16 protein-coding genes are annotated in these 20,962 nt (G+C 57.2%); 7 read left to right on the top strand and 9 right to left on the bottom strand.

Annotated elements, in window-relative coordinates; genetic code table 11:
• Positions 1 to 45: 45 nt before the first annotated feature.
• Complete coding sequence (gene gyrA / locus HMPREF3178_RS20235) at positions 46 to 2,679, bottom strand: DNA topoisomerase (ATP-hydrolyzing) subunit A (RefSeq protein ID WP_004114174.1); 2,634 nt, start codon at positions 2,677 to 2,679, stop codon at positions 46 to 48.
• A 184-nt stretch (positions 2,680 to 2,863) separates the two neighbouring features.
• Here gyrA and ubiG point away from each other — a divergent pair, with 184 nt between their 5' ends.
• The 4 genes from ubiG (at position 2,864) to yfaE (ending at position 7,707) form a co-directional block, all read left to right on the top strand.
• On the top strand, positions 2,864 to 3,592 hold the full coding sequence (gene ubiG, locus HMPREF3178_RS20230) for a bifunctional 2-polyprenyl-6-hydroxyphenol methylase/3-demethylubiquinol 3-O-methyltransferase UbiG (RefSeq protein WP_004114176.1): 729 nt from the start codon (positions 2,864 to 2,866) through the stop codon (positions 3,590 to 3,592).
• Between the two features lie 344 nt (positions 3,593 to 3,936).
• Positions 3,937 to 6,222, top strand: coding sequence for a class 1a ribonucleoside-diphosphate reductase subunit alpha (gene nrdA / locus HMPREF3178_RS20225; RefSeq protein ID WP_004104000.1), 2,286 nt, complete (start codon positions 3,937 to 3,939; stop codon positions 6,220 to 6,222).
• A 100-nt stretch (positions 6,223 to 6,322) separates the two neighbouring features.
• A complete protein-coding gene (nrdB, locus tag HMPREF3178_RS20220; protein ID WP_004104001.1) occupies positions 6,323 to 7,453 on the top strand; it encodes a class Ia ribonucleoside-diphosphate reductase subunit beta in 1,131 nt (376 codons plus the stop codon).
• Positions 7,453 to 7,707, top strand: coding sequence for a class I ribonucleotide reductase maintenance protein YfaE (yfaE, locus tag HMPREF3178_RS20215; RefSeq protein WP_004104002.1), 255 nt, complete (start codon positions 7,453 to 7,455; stop codon positions 7,705 to 7,707). The genes nrdB and yfaE overlap by 1 nt, the downstream gene beginning before the upstream one ends.
• A 71-nt stretch (positions 7,708 to 7,778) precedes the next feature.
• On the opposite strand, the gene glpQ is transcribed toward yfaE, so the two are convergent.
• Positions 7,779 to 8,849 (bottom strand): glycerophosphodiester phosphodiesterase, encoded by a 1,071-nt coding sequence (gene glpQ / locus HMPREF3178_RS20210; RefSeq protein WP_004114182.1) that lies wholly within the window; start codon positions 8,847 to 8,849, stop codon positions 7,779 to 7,781.
• A gap of 9 nt (positions 8,850 to 8,858) precedes the next feature.
• Positions 8,859 to 10,205 (bottom strand): glycerol-3-phosphate transporter, encoded by a 1,347-nt coding sequence (glpT, locus tag HMPREF3178_RS20205; RefSeq protein ID WP_004104004.1) that lies wholly within the window; start codon positions 10,203 to 10,205, stop codon positions 8,859 to 8,861.
• A gap of 271 nt (positions 10,206 to 10,476) precedes the next feature.
• Here glpT and glpA point away from each other — a divergent pair, with 271 nt between their 5' ends.
• The 3 genes from glpA to glpC are packed head-to-tail and all read left to right on the top strand — an operon-like array spanning position 10,477 to position 14,523.
• Positions 10,477 to 12,099, top strand: coding sequence for an anaerobic glycerol-3-phosphate dehydrogenase subunit A (glpA, locus tag HMPREF3178_RS20200; protein ID WP_004114184.1), 1,623 nt, complete (start codon positions 10,477 to 10,479; stop codon positions 12,097 to 12,099).
• Complete coding sequence (glpB, locus tag HMPREF3178_RS20195; protein ID WP_070585451.1) at positions 12,089 to 13,348, top strand: glycerol-3-phosphate dehydrogenase subunit GlpB; 1,260 nt, start codon at positions 12,089 to 12,091, stop codon at positions 13,346 to 13,348. The genes glpA and glpB overlap by 11 nt, the downstream gene beginning before the upstream one ends.
• Positions 13,345 to 14,523, top strand: a complete 1,179-nt coding sequence (gene glpC, locus HMPREF3178_RS20190; protein WP_004104007.1) for an anaerobic glycerol-3-phosphate dehydrogenase subunit GlpC — start codon at positions 13,345 to 13,347, stop codon at positions 14,521 to 14,523. The genes glpB and glpC overlap by 4 nt, the downstream gene beginning before the upstream one ends.
• A gap of 22 nt (positions 14,524 to 14,545) precedes the next feature.
• On the opposite strand, the gene yfaU is transcribed toward glpC, so the two are convergent.
• The 6 genes from yfaU to HMPREF3178_RS20160 all read right to left on the bottom strand — a co-directional run bounded on the left by yfaU (position 14,546) and on the right by HMPREF3178_RS20160 (position 20,747).
• Positions 14,546 to 15,349 carry a 2-keto-3-deoxy-L-rhamnonate aldolase gene (yfaU, locus tag HMPREF3178_RS20185; RefSeq protein ID WP_070585449.1) on the bottom strand — a complete coding sequence of 268 codons (804 nt, stop codon included), beginning with the start codon at positions 15,347 to 15,349 and terminating at the stop codon, positions 14,546 to 14,548.
• A gap of 14 nt (positions 15,350 to 15,363) precedes the next feature.
• Complete coding sequence (locus HMPREF3178_RS20180) at positions 15,364 to 16,653, bottom strand: MFS transporter (protein WP_023321355.1); 1,290 nt, start codon at positions 16,651 to 16,653, stop codon at positions 15,364 to 15,366.
• Positions 16,654 to 16,705: 52 nt separating this feature from the next.
• Entirely contained in the window at positions 16,706 to 17,911 is a 1,206-nt protein-coding gene (rhmD, locus tag HMPREF3178_RS20175; protein ID WP_004104015.1) for an L-rhamnonate dehydratase, read from the bottom strand.
• 13 nt (positions 17,912 to 17,924) lie between these two features.
• Positions 17,925 to 18,707 carry an IclR family transcriptional regulator gene (locus HMPREF3178_RS20170; protein ID WP_070585447.1) on the bottom strand — a complete coding sequence of 261 codons (783 nt, stop codon included), beginning with the start codon at positions 18,705 to 18,707 and terminating at the stop codon, positions 17,925 to 17,927.
• Positions 18,708 to 18,911: 204 nt separating this feature from the next.
• Positions 18,912 to 20,108, bottom strand: coding sequence for a nicotinamide mononucleotide deamidase-related protein YfaY (locus HMPREF3178_RS20165; RefSeq protein ID WP_004104017.1), 1,197 nt, complete (start codon positions 20,106 to 20,108; stop codon positions 18,912 to 18,914).
• Positions 20,109 to 20,204: 96 nt separating this feature from the next.
• The gene (locus HMPREF3178_RS20160; RefSeq protein ID WP_004114193.1) at positions 20,205 to 20,747 is read right to left on the bottom strand and encodes a YfaZ family outer membrane protein; all 543 of its coding nucleotides are present in this window, start codon (positions 20,745 to 20,747) and stop codon (positions 20,205 to 20,207) included.
• Positions 20,748 to 20,962: the final 215 nt, after the last annotated feature.

Below are 20,962 nucleotides of genomic sequence, written 5' to 3'. Positions count from 1 at the left end.
GGCCGGGGATGAGCCCGACCCTTTCAGAACAATTACCGCAGAGAATTACTCTTCATCTTCGGCGATGTCATCGTCAGTGTCCGCTTCCGGCGCGATATCTTCATCGCCTTCCGCCGCGCTGCCGTCGATGGCATCCAGCTCTTCGTCATCAACCGGCTCAGCAACGCGCTGCAGACCGACCACGTTTTCATCTTCCGCGGTACGAATCAGGATCACGCCCTGAGTGTTACGGCCGACAATGCTCACCTCGGAAACGCGGGTTCGTACCAGCGTGCCCGCATCGGTGATCATCATAATCTGGTCGCAGTCATCAACCTGCACCGCGCCCACCACGGAACCGTTGCGTTCGGTCACTTTGATTGAGATTACGCCCTGGGTCGCACGCGACTTGGTTGGATACTCATCAGCCGCGGTACGTTTACCGTAGCCATTCTGCGTAACGGTCAGGATGGCCCCTTCACCGCGCGGAATGATCAACGAAACCACTTTATCTTCGCCGGCCAGCTTGATGCCGCGTACGCCGGTAGCGGTACGGCCCATTGCGCGGACGGCGTCCTCTTTAAAGCGCACCACTTTACCGGCGGCGGAGAACAGCATAACTTCGTCCTGACCGGAGGTCAGATCGACGCCAATCAGCTCGTCGCCTTCGTTGAGGTTAACCGCGATAATACCGGCAGAACGCGGACGGCTGAATTCGGTCAGCGCCGTTTTCTTCACGGTACCGCTGGCGGTAGCCATAAAGACGTTCACGCCCTCTTCGTACTCACGTACCGGCAGAATCGCGGTGATACGTTCGTTGGCTTCAAGCGGCAGCAGGTTGACGATCGGACGCCCGCGCGCGCCGCGGCTGGCTTCCGGCAGCTGATAAACCTTCATCCAGTAGAGACGCCCGCGGCTGGAAAAGCAGAGGATCGTGTCGTGGGTGTTGGCCACCAGCAGGCGGTCGATAAAGTCTTCTTCTTTTATACGCGCCGCAGATTTACCTTTACCGCCACGACGCTGTGCTTCGTAATCGGTTAACGGCTGGTACTTCACGTAGCCCTGATGCGAAAGGGTCACGACAACATCTTCCTGGTTGATCAGGTCTTCGATGTTGATATCCGCGCTGTTAGCGGTGATCTCGGTACGACGCGCGTCGCCGAACTGTTCACGGACCAGCTCCAGCTCTTCACGGATAACTTCCATCAGGCGATCGGCGCTGCCCAGAATGTGCAGCAGTTCCGCAATCTGTTCCAGCAGCTCTTTGTATTCATCGAGCAGTTTTTCATGCTCAAGACCGGTCAGTTTCTGCAAACGCAGATCCAGAATCGCCTGCGCCTGCTGTTCGGTCAGGTAGTACTGACCGTCGCGTACGCCGAACTCAGGCTCCAGCCATTCCGGACGAGCGGCGTCATCGCCTGCGCGTTCCAGCATAGCGGAAACGTTGCCCAGATCCCATGAACGCGCGATTAATGCTGCTTTCGCTTCCGCCGGAGTCGGCGCGCGGCGAATCAGTTCGATAATCGGATCGATGTTGGCCAAGGCAATCGCCAGCGCTTCGAGGATATGCGCGCGATCGCGGGCTTTACGCAGTTCAAAAATAGTACGACGGGTCACCACTTCGCGGCGGTGGCGCACGAACGCGGCAATAATTTCTTTCAGGTTCATGATCTTCGGCTGACCATGGTGCAGGGCAACCATGTTGATACCGAAGGAGACCTGGAGCTGAGTCTGCGAATAGAGGTTGTTAAGCACCACCTCACCCACCGCATCGCGCTTCACTTCAATCACGATGCGCATGCCATCTTTATCAGACTCGTCGCGCAGCGCGCTGATGCCTTCAACGCGTTTGTCTTTGACCAGCTCGGCGATTTTCTCAATCAGGCGCGCTTTGTTCACCTGATACGGAATTTCATGCACGATGATGGTTTCGCGGCCGGTCTTCGCGTCAGCTTCCACTTCCGCGCGGGCGCGAATGTACACTTTTCCGCGACCCGTACGATAGGCCTCTTCAATGCCGCGGCGACCGTTGATGATCGCAGCGGTCGGGAAGTCCGGGCCGGGAATATGTTCCATCAGCCCTTCAATGCTGATGTCTTCGTTTTCAACGTAGGCCAGACAGCCGTTGATCACTTCGGTCAGGTTGTGCGGCGGAATATTGGTCGCCATACCTACCGCGATACCGGACGAACCGTTGACTAGCAGGTTCGGGATTTTGGTCGGCATAACGTCAGGGATTTTCTCCGTGCCGTCATAGTTATCGACGAAATCCACCGTCTCTTTTTCGAGGTCGGCCATCAGTTCATGGGCGATCTTCGACATACGGATTTCCGTATAACGCATCGCTGCGGCGGAGTCGCCGTCGACCGAACCAAAGTTACCCTGGCCATCTACCAGCATGTAACGCAGGGAGAATGGCTGCGCCATACGTACAATGGTGTCGTATACGGCAGTATCACCATGAGGGTGGTATTTACCGATGACGTCACCCACGACACGGGCAGATTTTTTATAGGCTTTGTTCCAGTCATTGCCCAATACGTTCATGGCGTATAGTACGCGACGGTGTACCGGCTTCAGGCCATCTCGGACATCCGGCAGCGCACGGCCAACAATGACCGACATCGCATAATCCAGATAGGAGCTCTTCAGCTCTTCCTCAATGTTGACCGGTGTAATTTCTCTCGCAAGGTCGCTCATCTAACCGCTATCCCTCTACTGTATCCCGGATTCAAAGGTCGCAAATTATAACACAGCCGCGGTGATACGGGTAAACCTATACCCAATGATTTTCGCGCTGTGACAGGGACAGGGATAGACGGTTTATTCATCGCGGAGGCCTGATATACTTGCCGGTCTGAACTGAACAGGAGTAATAGCGCCCATGAATGCCGAAAAACCGTCGGTGGCCCACAATGTTGATCATAATGAAATCGCTAAATTTGAAGCCGTCGCATCGCGCTGGTGGGATTTAGAGGGCGAATTCAAACCGTTACATCGCATTAATCCTTTGCGTCTTGGCTATATTGCGGAGCGCTCAGGCGGCCTGTTTGGTAAGAAAGTGCTGGATGTCGGCTGCGGCGGCGGCATCCTGGCAGAAAGCATGGCCCGGGAAGGCGCTACGGTCACCGGTCTGGATATGGGGTTTGAACCGCTTCAGGTCGCGAAACTGCATGCCCTGGAGAGCGGTATTCAGGTCGACTATGTCCAGGAAACCGTGGAAGAACACGCGGCGAAGCACGCCGGGGAGTACGATGTCGTCACCTGCATGGAGATGCTGGAGCACGTGCCGGACCCGCAGTCGGTCGTTCACGCCTGCGCGCGGCTGGTCAAGCCTGGCGGCCAGGTATTCTTCTCTACCATTAACCGTAACGGTAAAGCCTGGCTGATGGCGGTTGTCGGCGCCGAGTACGTCATGAAGATGGTGCCGAAGGGAACCCACGATGTGAAGAAATTCATTAAACCAGCGGAGCTGCTCGGCTGGGTGGATGAGACAATTCTGAAAGAGCAGCACATTACCGGTCTTCATTACAATCCGCTGACCAATACCTTCAAGCTGGCGCCGGGGGTGGATGTTAACTATATGTTGCATACAACGGCGAAAAAAGCATAACGTCAGCAGTATTTCCTATGATGATTGCGCGGCATCAAGCCGCGTGATTATTTCTTCCGATGAAGAAATCAGCACTCGATCAAATTTTCATTTTTTTTTCAGATTTATTGACATCTTCTCCAGGCCTTATGGGGCGTGGATTTCGCGATTATCACCCTTCCGCAACCTCAATTTAACGTCAAAATCAACTCTTGTACTCAAAAGAATCCTTACTAGAATACTCACCATATAGCGTTTCTTTTATCGACCACCCCCTACATATAGTATTTATCCACAGAGTTAGTCACAACGGCGATCTGTGGATAAGTGGGGGATATTTTCTTTCACGGACAGGTATAAACCACATGAATCAGAGTCTGCTGGTGACAAAGCGTGACGGTAGCACCGAGCGCATCAATCTCGACAAAATCCACCGCGTGCTGGATTGGGCGGCAGAAGGGCTGAATAACGTATCCATCTCCCAGGTAGAACTGCGTTCCCACATTCAGTTCTATGACGGCATTAAAACCGCCGATATTCACGAAACCATTATCAAAGCCGCTGCGGATCTGATCTCCCGCGACGCGCCGGACTACCAGTATCTCGCCGCTCGTCTGGCGATTTTCCACCTGCGCAAAAAAGCCTACGGCCAGTTTGAGCCGCCAGCACTGTTCGACCACGTGTCGAAAATGGTGAAAAACGGCAAATACGATACTCATCTGCTGGAAGACTACACGGAAGAAGAGTTCAAGCAGATGGATTCGTTTATCGAGCACGATCGCGATATGACCTTCTCCTACGCTGCGGTTAAGCAGCTCGAAGGCAAATATCTGGTACAGAACCGCGTCACCGGTGAGATCTACGAAAGCGCCCAGTTCCTGTACATTCTGGTGGCCGCCTGCCTGTTCTCCAACTATCCGCGCGAGACGCGTCTGGACTATATCAAGCGTTTCTATGATGCGGTGTCGACGTTTAAAATCTCGCTGCCGACGCCGATTATGTCCGGCGTGCGTACCCCGACCCGTCAGTTCAGCTCCTGTGTGCTGATCGAGTGCGGTGATAGCCTCGATTCTATTAACGCGACCTCCAGCGCGATTGTTAAATACGTTTCTCAGCGCGCCGGTATCGGCATCAATGCCGGCCGCATCCGCGCGCTGGGTAGCCCGATTCGCGGCGGTGAAGCTTTCCACACCGGCTGTATTCCGTTCTATAAGCACTTCCAGACCGCAGTGAAATCCTGCTCGCAGGGCGGCGTCCGCGGTGGTGCCGCCACCCTCTTCTACCCGATGTGGCATCTGGAAGTCGAAAGCCTGCTGGTGCTGAAAAACAACCGCGGTACCGACGCCAACCGCGTTCGTCATATGGACTACGGCGTACAGATCAACAAGCTGATGTACACTCGCCTGCTGAAAGGCGGAGACATCACCCTGTTCAGCCCATCCGACGTTCCGGGCCTGTACGATGCGTTCTTCGCCGACCAGGACGAGTTCGAGCGCCTGTATACCCAATACGAGCAGGACGACAGCATCCGCAAGCAGCGCATTAAAGCCGTAGAGCTGTTCTCGCTGATGATGCAGGAGCGTGCCTCTACCGGTCGTATCTACATCCAGAACGTGGACCACTGCAACACCCACAGCCCGTTTGACCCGGTTGTCGCGCCGGTGCGCCAGTCCAACCTGTGCCTGGAAATCGCCCTGCCGACCAAGCCGCTGGAAGATGTAAACGACGAGAACGGTGAAATTGCGCTGTGCACCCTGTCCGCTTTCAACCTCGGGGTTATCGATAGCCTGGATGAGCTGGAAGAACTGGCGGTGCTGGCCGTTCGCGCGCTGGATGCCCTGCTGGATTACCAGGACTACCCGATCCCGGCGGCCAAACGCGGCGCGATGGGCCGTCGTACGCTGGGTATTGGCGTGATTAACTTTGCCTACTATCTGGCGAAGCACGGTAAACGCTATTCCGACGGCAGCGCTAACAACCTGACGCATAAAACGTTCGAAGCGATTCAATACTATCTGCTGAAAGCTTCTAACGAGCTGGCGATCGAACAAGGCGCGTGCCCGTGGTTTAACGAAACCACCTATGCAAAAGGCATTCTGCCGATCGATACCTACAAGAAAGACCTGGATGCTATCGTCAGCGAATCTCTGCACTACGATTGGGAGCGGCTTCGCGAGTCGATCAAAACGCACGGCCTGCGTAACTCCACGCTCTCCGCGCTGATGCCGTCCGAGACCTCTTCGCAGATCTCCAACGCCACCAACGGCATTGAACCGCCGCGCGGTCACGTCAGCATCAAAGCGTCAAAAGACGGTATCCTGCGCCAGGTGGTGCCGGATTACGAAAAACTGCAGAACGGCTACGAGCTGCTGTGGGAAATGCCGAACAACGACGGTTATTTACAGCTGGTCGGTATTATGCAGAAGTTTATCGACCAGTCGATTTCCGCCAATACCAACTACGACCCGACGCGCTTCCCGTCAGGCAAAGTGCCGATGCAGCAGTTGCTGAAAGACTTGCTCAATGCCTATAAGTTCGGCGTCAAAACGCTGTACTATCACAACACTCGCGATGGCGCGGAAGATGCCCAGGATGACCTGGCGCCGTCTATTCAGGACGACGGCTGCGAAAGCGGCGCATGTAAGATCTAAGTTTTTTGCCGGGCGGCGCGATGCTGGCCCGGCCTAAGGTTTTGTAGGCCCGGCAAACTCACTGCCGCCGGGCGATACAATCTCAACAGGACTCACTTCAATGGCATATACCACTTTTTCTCAGACTAAAAACGATCAGCTGCTTGAGCCGATGTTTTTTGGTCAGCCGGTGAACGTCGCCCGCTACGATCAGCAAAAATATGACATCTTCGAAAAGCTGATTGAAAAACAGCTCTCCTTCTTCTGGCGTCCGGAAGAGGTTGACGTTTCCCGCGACCGTATCGACTACCAGGCGCTGCCGGAACACGAAAAACACATTTTTATCAGCAACCTGAAATATCAGACGCTGCTGGACTCGATCCAGGGACGCAGCCCGAACGTTGCCCTGCTGCCGCTGATTTCCATTCCTGAGCTGGAAACCTGGGTTGAAACCTGGGCGTTCTCGGAGACCATCCACTCGCGCTCCTACACCCATATCATCCGCAATATCGTTAACGATCCGGCGATGGTATTTGACGATATCGTCACCAACGAGCAGATCCAAAAACGCGCGGAAGGCATTTCCAGCTATTACGATGAATTGATTGAGCTGACCAGCTACTGGCATCTGCTGGGCGAAGGCACCCACAGCGTGAACGGTAAAACCATTACCGTGAACCTGCGCGAGCTGAAGAAGAAACTGTACCTGTGTCTGATGAGCGTGAACGCGCTGGAAGCCATCCGTTTTTACGTCAGCTTCGCCTGCTCTTTCGCCTTTGCCGAGCGCAAGCTGATGGAAGGTAACGCCAAGATTATCCGTCTGATCGCCCGTGACGAAGCGCTGCACCTGACCGGCACTCAGCACATGCTGAATCTGCTGCGCTCCGGCGTTGACGATCCGGAAATGGCGGAAATCGCCGAAGAGTGCAAGCAGGAGTGCTACGACCTGTTCGTGCTGGCGGCACAGCAGGAGAAAGAGTGGGCGGATTATCTGTTCCGCGACGGTTCGATGATCGGCCTGAACAAAGATATTCTTTGCCAGTACGTTGAGTACATTACTAACATCCGCATGCAGGCGGTAGGTCTCGATCTGCCGTTCCAGACCCGCTCCAACCCGATCCCGTGGATCAACACCTGGCTGGTGTCCGATAACGTGCAGGTCGCGCCGCAGGAAGTGGAAGTCAGCTCTTATCTGGTCGGGCAGATCGATTCCGAAGTCGACGCTGACGATCTGAGCAACTTCCAGCTCTGATGAAACGCATTTTCTTGAAGATTTCTGACACTCGCCTTGAGTGTCAGGATGAACATCCCTCCCTGCTGGCGGCCCTGGAATCGCACAATATCGACGTGGAGTATCAGTGCCGCGAAGGATACTGCGGATCGTGTCGTCTGCGGCTGGTTTCCGGTCAGGTTGACTGGCTCACCGAGCCGCTGGCGTTTGTCCAGCCGGGAGAGATTTTGCCCTGCTGCTGCCGGGCAAAAGGCGATATCGAAATTGAGATGTAAGTTTTGTCGGGCGGCATAACGCTTATGCGCCCGACAAAACTGCCGTTCACAGGCCGGGTAAACCCGGCTTTTTACTGCTTAGCGTGCAGAAACTGCACGGCTTTATCCGGAAAATCGGTGAACAAGCCGTCGACATCCGCCTGATGGTACAGCACGTTATAGAGCTGATTGACGTCGATGGCGTAGTCAGGCAATTGATCCGCGCGAACCGTGTATGGATGTACCTGCATGCCGCTGGCGTGCGCCTCTTTCACCATTGCCGTCAGCTTCACGTCTCCCGGTTTCGAGCCTTCCGCCACCAGCATATGGTAGTCCGGACCAATACCGTCAGCGTACTGGGCGATCTGCGCCATTGCCCCTGGTTTGAACATCCAGTCATAGCTGTAGTTCACCCACTTGCCGTCAGCCTGCCGCTGCTGGGTCTCATTCCAGTCGGTATAGGCGATAAGCTGCACCAGATTGAGATCCATCCCCATTTTCGGCTCCAGCTCATGCTTAATACGCTTGAGCTCGTTGGCGTCAAAGCACTGCAGATACACCTTATCCTGCTTGCCGGTGTAACCATATTCCTTCAGCACTTTCAGCGTGCTGGCGGCAATATCCTTGCCTTCCTGATGGTGGAACCACGGCGCTTTGATTTCCGGGTAGATGCCAATGTTTTTGCCGGTCGAATGGTTTAACCCCTGGACAAACTCAATCTCCTCTTCGAAGGTATGAATGCGGAAATCAGATTTCCCCATCGGGAAGCGACCCGGATAAGTTTGCACGTTCTTGCCATCTTTCGGTTCAAACCCTTCGGTAAACTTCAGCGACTTTATCTCTGCGAGGGTAAAGTCGATAGCGTAGAAGCGGCCATCTTTACGCGCCCGCTGCGGGAAACGCTGGGCCACGTCGGTCACCCGATCCAGATAGTGGTCATGCAGGACCACCAGCCGGTCATCTTTGGTCATCACCAGGTCTTGCTCAAGGTAATCCGCCCCCTGCGCGTAGGCCATCGCTTTCGCCGGCAGGGTATGTTCCGGCAGATAGCCACTGGCGCCGCGGTGGGCGATAACGATTTTCTCTCCCGCCACGGCGCTGAATGAGAGCGCCGTGGCGGCCAGCAGCACTCCGCTCATCAGGGTGGTTAATTGACTTTTCATCGCCGCACCTTAACCTTGTTTCATCTGTTGATGGTGGCGTCGTTCACCCAGCATCACGATAATCAGCAGCACAACCGCCAGCACGCTGCCGCCGATCATCACCATAAAGCCGCCGTCCCAGCCGAAGAAATCGACGGTATAGCCAACGATGGCGCTCGCGGCCACGGAACCGCCGAGATAACCGAACAGGCCGGTGAAGCCCGCAGCGGTGCCGGCGGCTTTTTTCGGCGCCAGCTCCAGCGCATGCAGGCCAATCAGCATCACCGGGCCATAAATCAGGAAGCCGATAATAATCATACAGGCCATATCCACGCCCGGGTTACCCGGCGGGTTCAGCCAGTAGACAACGGTGGCGATGGTGACCAGGGTCATAAAGAAGACGCCGGTCGCGCCGCGGTTGCCTTTAAACACTTTATCCGACATCCAGCCGCACAGTAGAGTGCCCGGAATCCCCGCATATTCATAAAGGAAGTAGGCCCAGGAGGATTTATCCAGCGCGAAGTGCTTAACCTCTTTCAGGTAGGTTGGCGACCAGTCAAGAATGCCGTAGCGCAGCAGGTAAACAAACACGTTTGCAACGGCGATGTACCACAGCAGCTTGTTCGGCAGGATATACTGCATAAAGATCTGCTTTGCGGTCAGCTCCTCTTCATGCTTCTCGCTGTAGTCATCAGGATAATCGTTTTTATACTCTTCGATCGGCGGCAAACCGCAGGACTGCGGAGTATCGCGCATCATCGCGAAGGCGAAAATCGCCAGCAGGATCGCGCCGAAAGCCGGCATATACAGCGCCGCATGCCAGTCGTTAAACCACGCCATTCCCAGCAGGAACAGCAGCGGCGGGATCCCGCCGCCGACGTTATGCGCGCAGTTCCATACCGACACGATACCGCCGCGCTCTTTCTGCGACCACCAATGCACCATCGTACGTCCGCACGGCGGCCAGCCCATCCCCTGGAACCAGCCGCACAGGAACAGCAGAACGAACATCACCATAATGCTGGAGGTCGCCCAAGGGACGAAGCCCATCACCAGCATCACCAGCGCGGCAAGAATCAAGCCTGCCGGTAAAAAAATGCGCGGATTCGAGCGGTCGGAAACCGACCCCATGATGAATTTCGAAAATCCGTAGGCGATGGAGATACCGGAAAGGGCAAAACCGAGGTCGCCACGGGAGAACCCCTGCTCGATAAGGTAGGGCATTGCTAAAGCAAAGTTCTTACGAACCAAATAGTAAGCAGCATATCCGAAGAAAATACCGATAAAGATCTGCCAGCGTAATCGACGATATAAAGGATCGATTTCCGCGGTTGGCAATCGCGCTTTATGCGCTGCGGGTTTAAATATACTTAACATATCAGCCTCCGTGGCCATTGCTGTTCTTCTGACGTCGACGCAAAAAAACGTAATTTATTCACCAACTTCTGATTTGGTCGCGATAGTAGGCAAAGCGTAAATCTAATACTGTGAAATGTCGCACACTTTGTTACAGAAATATGACAGCATTTTCTAATATGCGCACAAAGTCACAACAAACGCTCGAATTGCGCGCAAATATGCTCGAAATCAAACATTAAATGCTGTCGATATGGCTAAATGAAGTAAAACGAAAACAGAGGACGGGGAGATGGCCGATAGTCGTGAATATGACGTCATTATTATTGGCGGCGGCGCCACCGGCGCCGGGATCGCGCGCGACTGCGCGCTGCGCGGGCTAAAAGCAGCGCTGGTGGAGCGCTACGATATCGCCACCGGCGCGACTGGCCGTAACCACGGTCTGCTGCATAGCGGCGCGCGCTATGCGGTCACCGATAGCGAATCAGCGCGCGAGTGCATTAGCGAAAACCGTATATTGCGCCGTATCGCCCGCCACTGCATAGAGCCCACCAGCGGCCTGTTTATTACCTTGCCGGAAGATGACCCGGCGTACCAGTACACCTTTATCAGCGCCTGTCAGCAGGCAGGTATCGAAGCCCAGCCTCTGACGCCCGCCGAAGCGCTGCGTATTGAGCCCGCGGTTAACCCGGCGCTGCTCGGCGCGGTACAGGTTCCCGACGGCACCGTCGATCCTTTCCGCCTCACCGCGGCGAATATGCTCGATGCCCGCGAACATGGCGCGACGATCCTCACCGGCTGCGAAGTCACCGGTCTGCTGCGGCAGGGCGATCGCGTCCATGGCGTCGCGATCTACAATCATCAGCACCGAGAATCGCGCGCGCTGCGCGCTCAGGTGGTGGTTAACGCCGCCGGGATTTGGGGGCAGCGCATCGCAGAGTACGCCGACCTGCGCATCGCGATGTTTCCGGCAAAAGGATCTTTGCTGATCCTCGACCACCGCATTAACCGTCAGGTTATCAACCGCTGCCGCAAACCGGCTGACGCCGATATCCTGGTGCCCGGCGATACTATTTCGCTGATTGGCACCACCTCGATGCATATTCCCTATGACGAAATTGACGACAACCGTGTAACCACCGAGGAAGTCGAAACGCTGCTGCGGGAGGGGGAAAAGCTGGCGCCGATCATGGGGCGGACGCGGGTCCTTCGCGCCTATTCCGGTATACGCCCGCTGGTCGCCAGCGATGACGATCCCAGTGGCCGTAGCGTCAGCCGCGGTATCGTGCTGCTCGACCACGCCCGCCGCGACGGTATGGAAGGCTTCATCACCATCACCGGCGGTAAGCTGATGACCTATCGTCTGATGGCGGAGTGGGCCACGGATGCGCTATGCCGCAAGCTCGGAAATACCGCCCCCTGCACGACCGCCGATACGCCGCTGCCCGGTTCGCAGGAACCGGCGGAAGCCACGCTAAGTAAAATCATCTCGTTACCTGCGCCGCTGCGCGGGTCGGCCATCTACCGCCACGGCGATCGCACCCCGGCATGGCTTGGCGATAGCCGCCAGCGCCGTAGCCTGGTCTGCGAATGCGAGGCGGTCACTGCCGGAGAAGTAGAGTACGCGGTTGAAAACCTGGCGGTGAAAAACCTGCTTGACCTGCGCCGCCGTACCCGCGTCGGCATGGGAACCTGTCAGGGCGAACTGTGCGCCTGCCGCGCCGCCGGGCTGCTCGCGCGTTTTAACGTCACCACCTCCGCGCGGTCCCTCACCCAGCTGTCCCAATTTTTGAACGAACGCTGGAAAGGCGTTCAGCCGGTGGCCTGGGGGGATGCGCTGCGCGAAAGCGAGTTTACCCGCTGGGTTTATCTCGGTCTGTGCGGATTAGAAAAGGAGCACCAGGATGAAGTTTGATTGCGCGATTATTGGCGGCGGCCTTGCCGGGCTGCTCTGCGGGCTGGCGCTCAACCAGCGCGGCCTGCGCAGCGTGATTATCAGCCGGGGCCAAAGCGCCCTGCACTTCTCTTCCGCCTCGCTGGATTTGCTCTCGACGCTGCCGAATGGCGAAACCGTCACCGATGTTGCTTACGGTATCGGCCAGTTGGCCCGCCAGCTTCCCGAACACCCTTATGCCAGGCTCGGCGCCGAAAGCGTGATGAATTACGCCCGCCAGGCTCAGGCGCTGTTTGTCGACTGCGGGATTGCCATGCAGGGCGATGCCAGCCAGCCGCATCTGCGCGTGACGCCGCTGGGAATCTTACGCGCGGCCTGGCTTTCTCCGCAGGAAATCGCCACCGCGCCGCTGCCCGTCAGCGGCGTCTGCGTCGTTGGCATCAGCGGGTTCGGCGACTTCCAGCCGCATCTTGCCGCGGCCTCTCTGCACCAGCACGGCGTGACCGCCGTAGCACACGAGATAGAATTACCCCTTCTTGATGTTCTGCGCGATAGCCCATCCGAATTTCGCGCCGCCAATATCGCCCGCCGGCTGGACGATGAAGCGCACTGGCCTGCCCTGCTGGCGGCGCTGCGCCCGCTGGCGCAGCAGCATAATTTACTGATTATGCCCGCCTGCTTCGGCCTCGCCGACGATCGCTTGTACCAGTGGCTGCGGCAGCGTCTGCCCTGCCCGCTGCGCCTGCTGCCTACCCTGCCGCCATCGGTGCCGGGGATGCGCCTGCACGCCCAGCTGCAGCGGCAATTTATCCGCAGCGGCGGGACCTGGCTGACCGGGGATGAAGTCATTGATATCAGCCACCAGGACGGTAGGGTTAACGCGATCTGGACGCGCAATCACGGCGATATTCCGCTGCGCCCGCGCTTCGCTGTGCTGGCCAGCGGCAGCTTTTTCAGCAACGGGCTGGTCGCCGAACGTAGCGGCGTGCGCGAGCCGATCCTCGGTCTGGATCTGCAGCAGACGCTGCCGCGCGAAAGCTGGTATCAGCAGGATTTTTTTGCCTCGCAGCCCTGGCAGCGTTTCGGCCTGAAAACCGATGAGGCTCTGCGTCCCCAGCGTCAGGGGCGGACGCTGGAGAATCTGTTCGCCGTCGGTTCGATCCTCGGCGGTTTTGATGCCATCGCGCTGGGATGCGGCGGCGGCGTGTGCGCAGTGACCGCGCTTCACGCCGCAGGGCTAATTGGCGAGCTTGCCGGAGGTGAGTCATGAACGACACGCGCTTTGAACACTGTATTAAATGCACCGTTTGCACCACCGCCTGCCCGGTCAGCCGGGTTAATCCGCGCTACCCGGGGCCAAAACAGGCCGGGCCGGACGGCGAGCGCCTGCGCCTGAAAGACGGCGCGCTCTACGACGAGGCGTTAAAATACTGCATTAACTGTAAACGCTGTGAAGTCGCCTGCCCTTCAGACGTCAAAATCGGCGATATTATCCAGCGGGCGCGCATGGAATACGGCCGGCAAAAGCCCACGCTGCGCGATACCATCCTCAGCCACACCGATCTGATGGGCACCCTCTCCACGCCGTTTGCTCCGCTGGTAAACGCCGCCACCGGGCTGATGCCGGTACGTCGGGTACTGGATGCCGCGCTCAAAATCGATCACCGCCGCTCGCTGCCCAAATATGGCTTCGGCACCTTTCGCCGCGCGTATCGACAGCTGGCTGGCCAACAGGCGCAGTACGCCGAGCAGGTGGCCTTCTTTCACGGCTGCTATGTGAACTACAACAATCCGCAGTTGGGTAAAGATCTTATCCGGGTGCTCAACGCCATGGGCATCGGCGTGCAGCTATTGCATAAAGAAAAATGCTGCGGCGTGCCGCTCATTGCCAACGGTTTTTTTGCGAAGGCGCGTAAACAGGCACAGAGCAACGTTACCGCGATGCGGGAAAATAACCTGCCAGTGGTGGCGACGTCCTCGACCTGCACTTTTACGCTGCGCGATGAATATCCGCACGTCCTTGATATCGATAATCACGATGTGCGCGACCGGGTTGAACTGGCGACCCGCTGGATCTGGCGTCAGCTGGACGCCGGACGGAAGCTGGCGCTGAAATCGCTGCCGCTGAAGGTGATCTATCACACGCCCTGCCATATGGAGAAGATGGGCTGGTCGCTGTATACCCTTGAGCTATTGCGGCTGATCCCCGGCTTGCAGCTGGAGGTGCTCGACTCGCAATGCTGCGGTATTGCCGGCACCTTCGGCTTCAAGTCGGAGAATTACGACTCATCGCAGGCGATTGGCGCGCCGCTGTTCCGACAAATTGAGGAGAGCGGCGCGGACCTGGTAGTGACCGACTGTGAAACCTGTAAATGGCAGATAGAGATGTCCACCAGTAAACGCTGCGAGCATCCCATCACTCTGCTGGCGCAGGCGCTGGCCTGACGCCAGCGCCAACACCGGGGGGCTAGTAGCTCCCCTTGCCCTCCGCCTGTTCGGCTACCGGCCTGAACATCGCCAGTCGTTTATCCAGCGCGCTGGTATAGAGGTTGGTATCGACGCCAACGGCAACGAAATTCGCCCCCCACGCCAGCGCTTTGTGCGCCATCTCCGGATCGACGGCCAGGAATCCGGCCGCCTTTCCCGCCGCGCGAACGCAGCGGATGCTCTGTTCAATAACCCGCTGCACTTCAGGATGACCGGCGTTATCCGGGTAGCCCAGCGAGGCCGACAGGTCCGCCGGGCCGATAAAGACGCCGTCAATCCCCTCGACTTCAAGGATCGCATCCAGATTATCGAGGGCGGTTTTGCTCTCAACCTGAATCAGCAGGCACAGCTCATCGTTGGCCTGCGCCATATAGTTCTCTACCCTTCCCCAGCGCGCGGCGCGAGCTACCCCGGCGCCGACGCCGCGGGTCCCCAGCGGCGGATAGCGCGTCGCCGAGACAATGTCCCGCGCCTGTTCTGCGGTATCGACCATGGGGATCAGCAGCGTTCTGGCGCCAATATCCAGCACCTGTTTAATCAGGCTGCGATTGCCCTCTACCGGACGAATCACCGGCTGGCTGGCGTAGGGCGCAATGGCCTGTAGCTGATGATAAAGATCCTGAATGGTATTCGGCGCATGTTCACCGTCAATCAGCAGCCAGTCGTAACCCGAGGTGGCGGCAATCTCAGCCATATAAGAGGAGGTCGAGCTCAGCCACAGGCCAATTTGTGCTTCCCCTTGCAATAACCCAGCTTTAAATGGGTTCGATAAAATTGCGTTCATAGTTCTCCCTTAAATTAATGCTGTACGCTGCCGGCCTGCGGTACCGTGCGGCTCACGCGCAGTGAAAAGATAATAACAACCCCGACAACCGCCACGCAGGCGAGCGTCAATAATCCGGCAGAATTATTGCCGAACATCGTTTCAGCCTGGACGCGTATAATCGGCGCTAAAAATCCGCCGATCGCACCAAACAGGTTGACGAAACCAATGCCTGCGGCCAGCGCCGTGCCGGATAACAGCTGCGTCGGCATAGTCCAGAAGACCGGCTGTACGGCAATGACGCCGACGGCGGCAACGCACAGCGCGATGATGGCCAGTACCGGCGACACCAGCCCGGAGACCGCAATGCCAATTGCCGCCGCCAGCAGGGTCAATGCCGCAATATTACGCCGCTCGCCGGTGCGGTCGGAGTAGCGAGGAATCAGCCAGGTACCGAACAGCGCTGCCACCCACGGGATCGCGGTCACCACCGATGCCACAAACCCCACTTTAGTGCCGAGCAGCGCCGCAACCTGGGTCGGCAGGAAGAAGATCAGGCCGTAAACCGCCACCTGAATGGTGAGATAGATAATCGCCAGCTGCCAGACGCGGCCGTTGCGCAGCGCATCGGACAAACGCGAAGTAATCTTTTTCTGCTCTTCGCTGGCCAGCTCGCTGATGAGCGCCTGCTTTTCGGCAGCGGTCAGGAAGCGGGCGTTTTGCGGCGTGTCGTCAAGCCAGAAGAAAGTGAAGAAACCCGCGCCGACCGCCAGTAAGCCTTCAATAATAAACATCCAGAACCAACCGGGATGCCCCATAAAACCGTGCATTTCCAGCAGCGCGCCGGAGAGCGGCGACCCGAGGGTCAGCGCCAGCGGCGCGCCCATATAAAATAATCCCATAATGCTGGCGCGGTTTTGCTGCGGAAACCACTGTGAGGTCAGGTAGATCATGCCCGGAAAGAAACCCGCTTCGGCGGCGCCAAGCAGGGTGCGTACCAGCAGAAATTTCGCTTCCGTATCCGCCCACGCCATCGCCGCTGAAAGAATGCCCCACAGTAAGGTGGTGCAGCCAATCCATTTTCTCGCGCCGAATTTGCGCATCAGCAGGTTGGCCGGTACCCCAAGAAAGGCGTACACCACAAAGAAAATCCCCGCCCCCAGCGCGTAAGCTTCATTGCTGAGGCCGGTATCCAGTTGATAGGTCTCTTTCGCAAAGCCGATATTCGAACGGTCAAGAAACGCCAGCACGTACAGCGCCAGCATAAAGGGGATCAAACGGGCGCGGTTTTTCTTCACCACGCTCTCAAGCAAGGTGTTGCTCATCGTAATATCCTCAACAATAGGCCGCACATCAGCGCTGTGCGGCACGACGGGATCAGTGGCTATAAGGACGTTTCAGGTTGCAGTCGCGGTTCAGCTCGACGCCGAAACCCGGTTTATCCAGAACGGTTTTATGAATGCGCCCGTTCACCGGTACCGGCTCATCAACCAGAATCGGGTCAAACTGTGGACGCATCGTTGAACAGTCCGGGCTGGTCATCAGGAATTCGCTGAACGGCGTGTTGGTAAAGGTAATGACCGCATGATGCGAATAGACCGACGAACCGTGCGGCACCACCAGCTGGCCGCGCGATTTGGCGATCGCCGCAATCTCCACCAGCGTGGTCAGACCGCCGCACCAGCCTACGTCAGGCTGCATAATATCGATGCCGGTTTCCGACAGCGTGCGGAAGGATTGCAGCGTGCCGTGGTGCTCGCCGCTGGTGACCATCATTCCGGCCGGGGCATTGCGTTTCAGCTCGCGATAGCCTTCATACTGCTGCGGCGGCAGGCACTCTTCGATCCACTTAAGGTTATAGGGCGCGCAGGCGTGGGCCAGTTTAGTGGCGTAGTTAACGTCCTGGCTCATCCAGCAGTCCAGCATTAGCCAGAAGTCCGGGCCGCATTTTTCGCGCATATCGGCCACCATGGCGGCATCTTTGCGGATCCCCGCATCGCCATCGTGCGGGCCCCAGTGGGTCGGCATCTTGCCGCCAATAAAGCCCATCTCTTTCGCCAGGTCCGGACGGGCCCCGGTAGCGTAGAACTGAATTTCATCGCGTACCGCGCCGCCCAACAGTTTGTATACCGGTAATCCCACCACTTTGCCGAACAGATCCCACAGCGCCAGGTCGATACAGGAGATGGTATTCATCACCAGGCCGCCGGAGCCGGAGTAGTACATGGTGGCGTTGAGCATCTGGTCATGGATCAGTTTGATATCGCTGACGCACTTCCCTTCGATAAAGCGGTTCAGGTGCTTTTCCACAATAAAACAGCCCATCTCGCCGGCGGTTGATACCGCAAAGCCGGTCTGGCCGTTTTCGGCTTCGACTTCAACAATCAGCGTGCCGAGAACGTTGATGCCAAACGACTGGCGGGACTGTTCATACTGTTTATATTTGCTCATCGGCGTGGCGATATGATCGTCAATCCAGTGGTTTGCTCCCTGGTCATGATAGTCGCCGCCGCCAGCGCCTTTCTCTGCGGTAGCGCCGCCGATAAACCAGGCGCGGACGTGTTTAATTTTCGGTAGGGTCATGATCTTCTCCTTATTATGAGGCTTGTTGTTCGAAGGGGCTTTTCCACCCCAGCAGACGAGAAATGTCCTTGGCGCAGGCAATCGCCCTGCCAGCGAGATAATCGCGATTGTCTTCATTGATTTGCAGACGAGTACCCACCACGGAGATGGCGGCGGTCAGCTCGTTATTGGCATTAAAAACCGGCGCCGCCACGCAGCGAACTTCGGGATAATCTTCGCCGTTATCGAAGCTCCAGCCGCGGGCGCGAATACGCCCCAGTTCATCGCGAAGCAGCTGGGCGCTGGTGATGGTGGTTGGCGTTGCCCTCTCCCACTGCAGCTCGCTGATAATTGACTCCTGAACCCGCTCGGGCTGCCAGGCAAGCAGGCATTTACCGATACCGGAGCGGTACAGCGACAGGCTTTTACCTTCGTGGGAACGCACGCTGATGGTGGCCGGGGATTCAATCTTCAGAATGTAGTAGGCGTTACCGCCATCGATAATGCCCAGATGGCAGAGCAGTCCGCACTGATCCATTAGCTGCGTCAGGCGCGGACGCGCCAGTTCGCGCAGATCCATTTTGCTCAGCGCGTGACCGGCCAGCTCAACCAGTTTGGTCCACAGACAGTAGTTGTCCTGATTATCCATGCTGAGGAAGCGCTGTTTTCTCAGTTCTCCCAGCAGCAGGTAAGCGGTGCTTTTCGGAATACCCAGTTCGTCAATAATGGTCGCCGCGCTGCACGGACCAATGCGGGCGATCAAATTGAGAATATCGATGGCGCGGGTTAGCGCCGGGACTTTGCTTGATTCCAACATACTGGACTCCAATCCTGAATACTGGAATCAGTGTTGCGGTTGTCGGGTCTGTAAATTGTGAGCGACTTCAAATGACGACGCTATTCCAGCAGGGTGGACGTTCAAGGGGACAGAAATGCGAGATAGTGCACAGAATTTTTAAAAGCAAGTACAGCAGGTTGGACTGATTGCGCGTCGGGTAGGGCTCCCGACGCGGTGTTTTATCTAAACGGCGAGATAGTCAACGACGTTAATCCAGCCGTGTTCACCGGCCACGGGCTGGCCATTCAGCCAGCGGCGCAGCATGTTGAGAGCCATCATCGCGCAGACCTCCTGACGCACCTGCACGCTGTGGCGGTTGGTCGCGAACTTCACCCGCAGCGCGTGGGTGCCGTCCGGCGTGGAAAGCGCAAAGTTCAGGTGATCGCTCTCCTGACCACTCACCGCCAGCGCCAGACCGGCAAAGTGTTTTTCGCGCCGTTCCGCCGCCCAGCGCGCAGACTGCGCCAGGGTCTCCTCCTGCGCCGGAATGACTTCGCTGGCCAACAGCGGGGCATTGACCCGTGAAAGCTGTAGCGCCAGCAGACCGCCGGTGAACTGCTCGCTTAGCGTCAGGCTTAGCTGGCGCTCCTGCAGACGACGGGCGATCTGCGCCGGCAGGCCTTCGGTGCCTTCGAAAACGATGCTCTCTCCGGCCACTTTTTGCACTTCCGGCCACAGCGCCAGCATCGCCTCGCGCTGTTCGGCAGGCCCGGTCAGCTTCAGTTCGATAATCGGCATTGAGGAGCGATAGCCCATCACCACGCCCGGCGGCAGTTGTAAATGCTCGAGGCTCTGCGCCAGCTCGCTTTCGGAACGACCGAAGGTGGTCAGACGCAGACACAGCGGCGCGGCGGGCAGCGGAAAACGTTCGCGCAGGCGCGGTAAGATTTCCTGCTCGACCATTATCTTAAATTCAGACGGCACGCCGGGAGTGAAAAACATCAGGCAGCGGTTTAGCTGCACGGCAAAACCGCAGGCGGTTCCGACCGGATTGTTGATCATCTCGGCGCTTTGCGGAATTTCCGCCTGTTTACGGTTGCTGGCGGCCATAGGCCTTCCGCGCTCGGCAAAGAAGCGGGTCATGGTTTCCAGCCACGCTTCATGCAGAATCAGCCCTTCACCTTTGGCGGTCGCTGCGGCAAGCGCACTTAGATCATCGCTGGTCGGGCCCAGACCGCCGTTGACGATCAGCACGTCGGCATGCTCGCTGCGCTCACGTAAAATCGCCACCAGGGAGTCAAGATCGTCACCCACGGTATGGCGACGCTTTAAAGGTAATCCTTGATTAAAAAAGAAATCCGCCAGCCACGCGGCATTGGTATCGATGATTTGCCCATGCAACACTTCATCGCCGGTGGACAGCATTTCCACGTTTAACATTGTCAACTCCAGCCTGATAAGTAGAAATACTATATCGCAAAGCGGCTGGCGAAAAAGCCTGAAAATCAGGCGCGGCGGAATACCGCGCCGAAGGGGTTAGAAGCTGGCGTTAACGCCGACGTACGGGCCGTCCGCGACCGCGTTATCGCGGTTGCCGTCTTTACCCGCCAGGTTAAGGTAGCGATAACCGGCTTCAATGCTCAGAGGACGCATAATGGTAAAGCGCGCGCCGGCATTAGCTTCCTGATAACTGTCGATACCGCTGGAGAGCGAATCAGGAGAATAATAATATTCGCCGAACAGGCGGAAGCTGTCGCCGATCTTCCACTGCAGGCCGCCGCCAACCGCCGCTGCGTAGCCCTCATCGCCGTTATTCGGATTGGTATAAACCCCTTTACCGCCAACGGTGGCAAGGAATGGACCTAAAGGGATGTTCAGCCCCAGTCCCAGGCCTGCCGCATCGCCGTCGTCATCGTTATGCAGCCAGTTGCCGGTTACCGCCAGGCCGGTAGATTCCGTGCCAAATCCGACGCCAAGGTTCGTGTAGTGCTCGCCGGCCTGTCCGCTGAAACTGATCGCATGCGCCGCCGTTGAGACGAACATCATGCCAGCGAGGGCCGCAAATATACTTTTTTTCATTTTTACTCTATCCAACAAACAAGAATTAAAAAGTCCCAAAAAACCGCGAAATTGTACTGCCGAACGTTAAGGAATCAATGCGATAAGACGAGCTTTACCATTGTGATTGTAACCAGTTGCTACCGGAGCCAGGCCAACGGACGCGGGTATCAAATCGATAGCCAGAGCCAGATTGTCCGTGTTGGATATTTATTCTACAAATAGCGCTCAGCTTA

The organism is Klebsiella sp. HMSC09D12, from assembly GCF_001808475.1.
Lineage (GTDB): Bacteria > Pseudomonadota > Gammaproteobacteria > Enterobacterales > Enterobacteriaceae > Klebsiella > Klebsiella oxytoca.
This window is presented reverse-complemented; position numbering and strand designations above follow the sequence as displayed.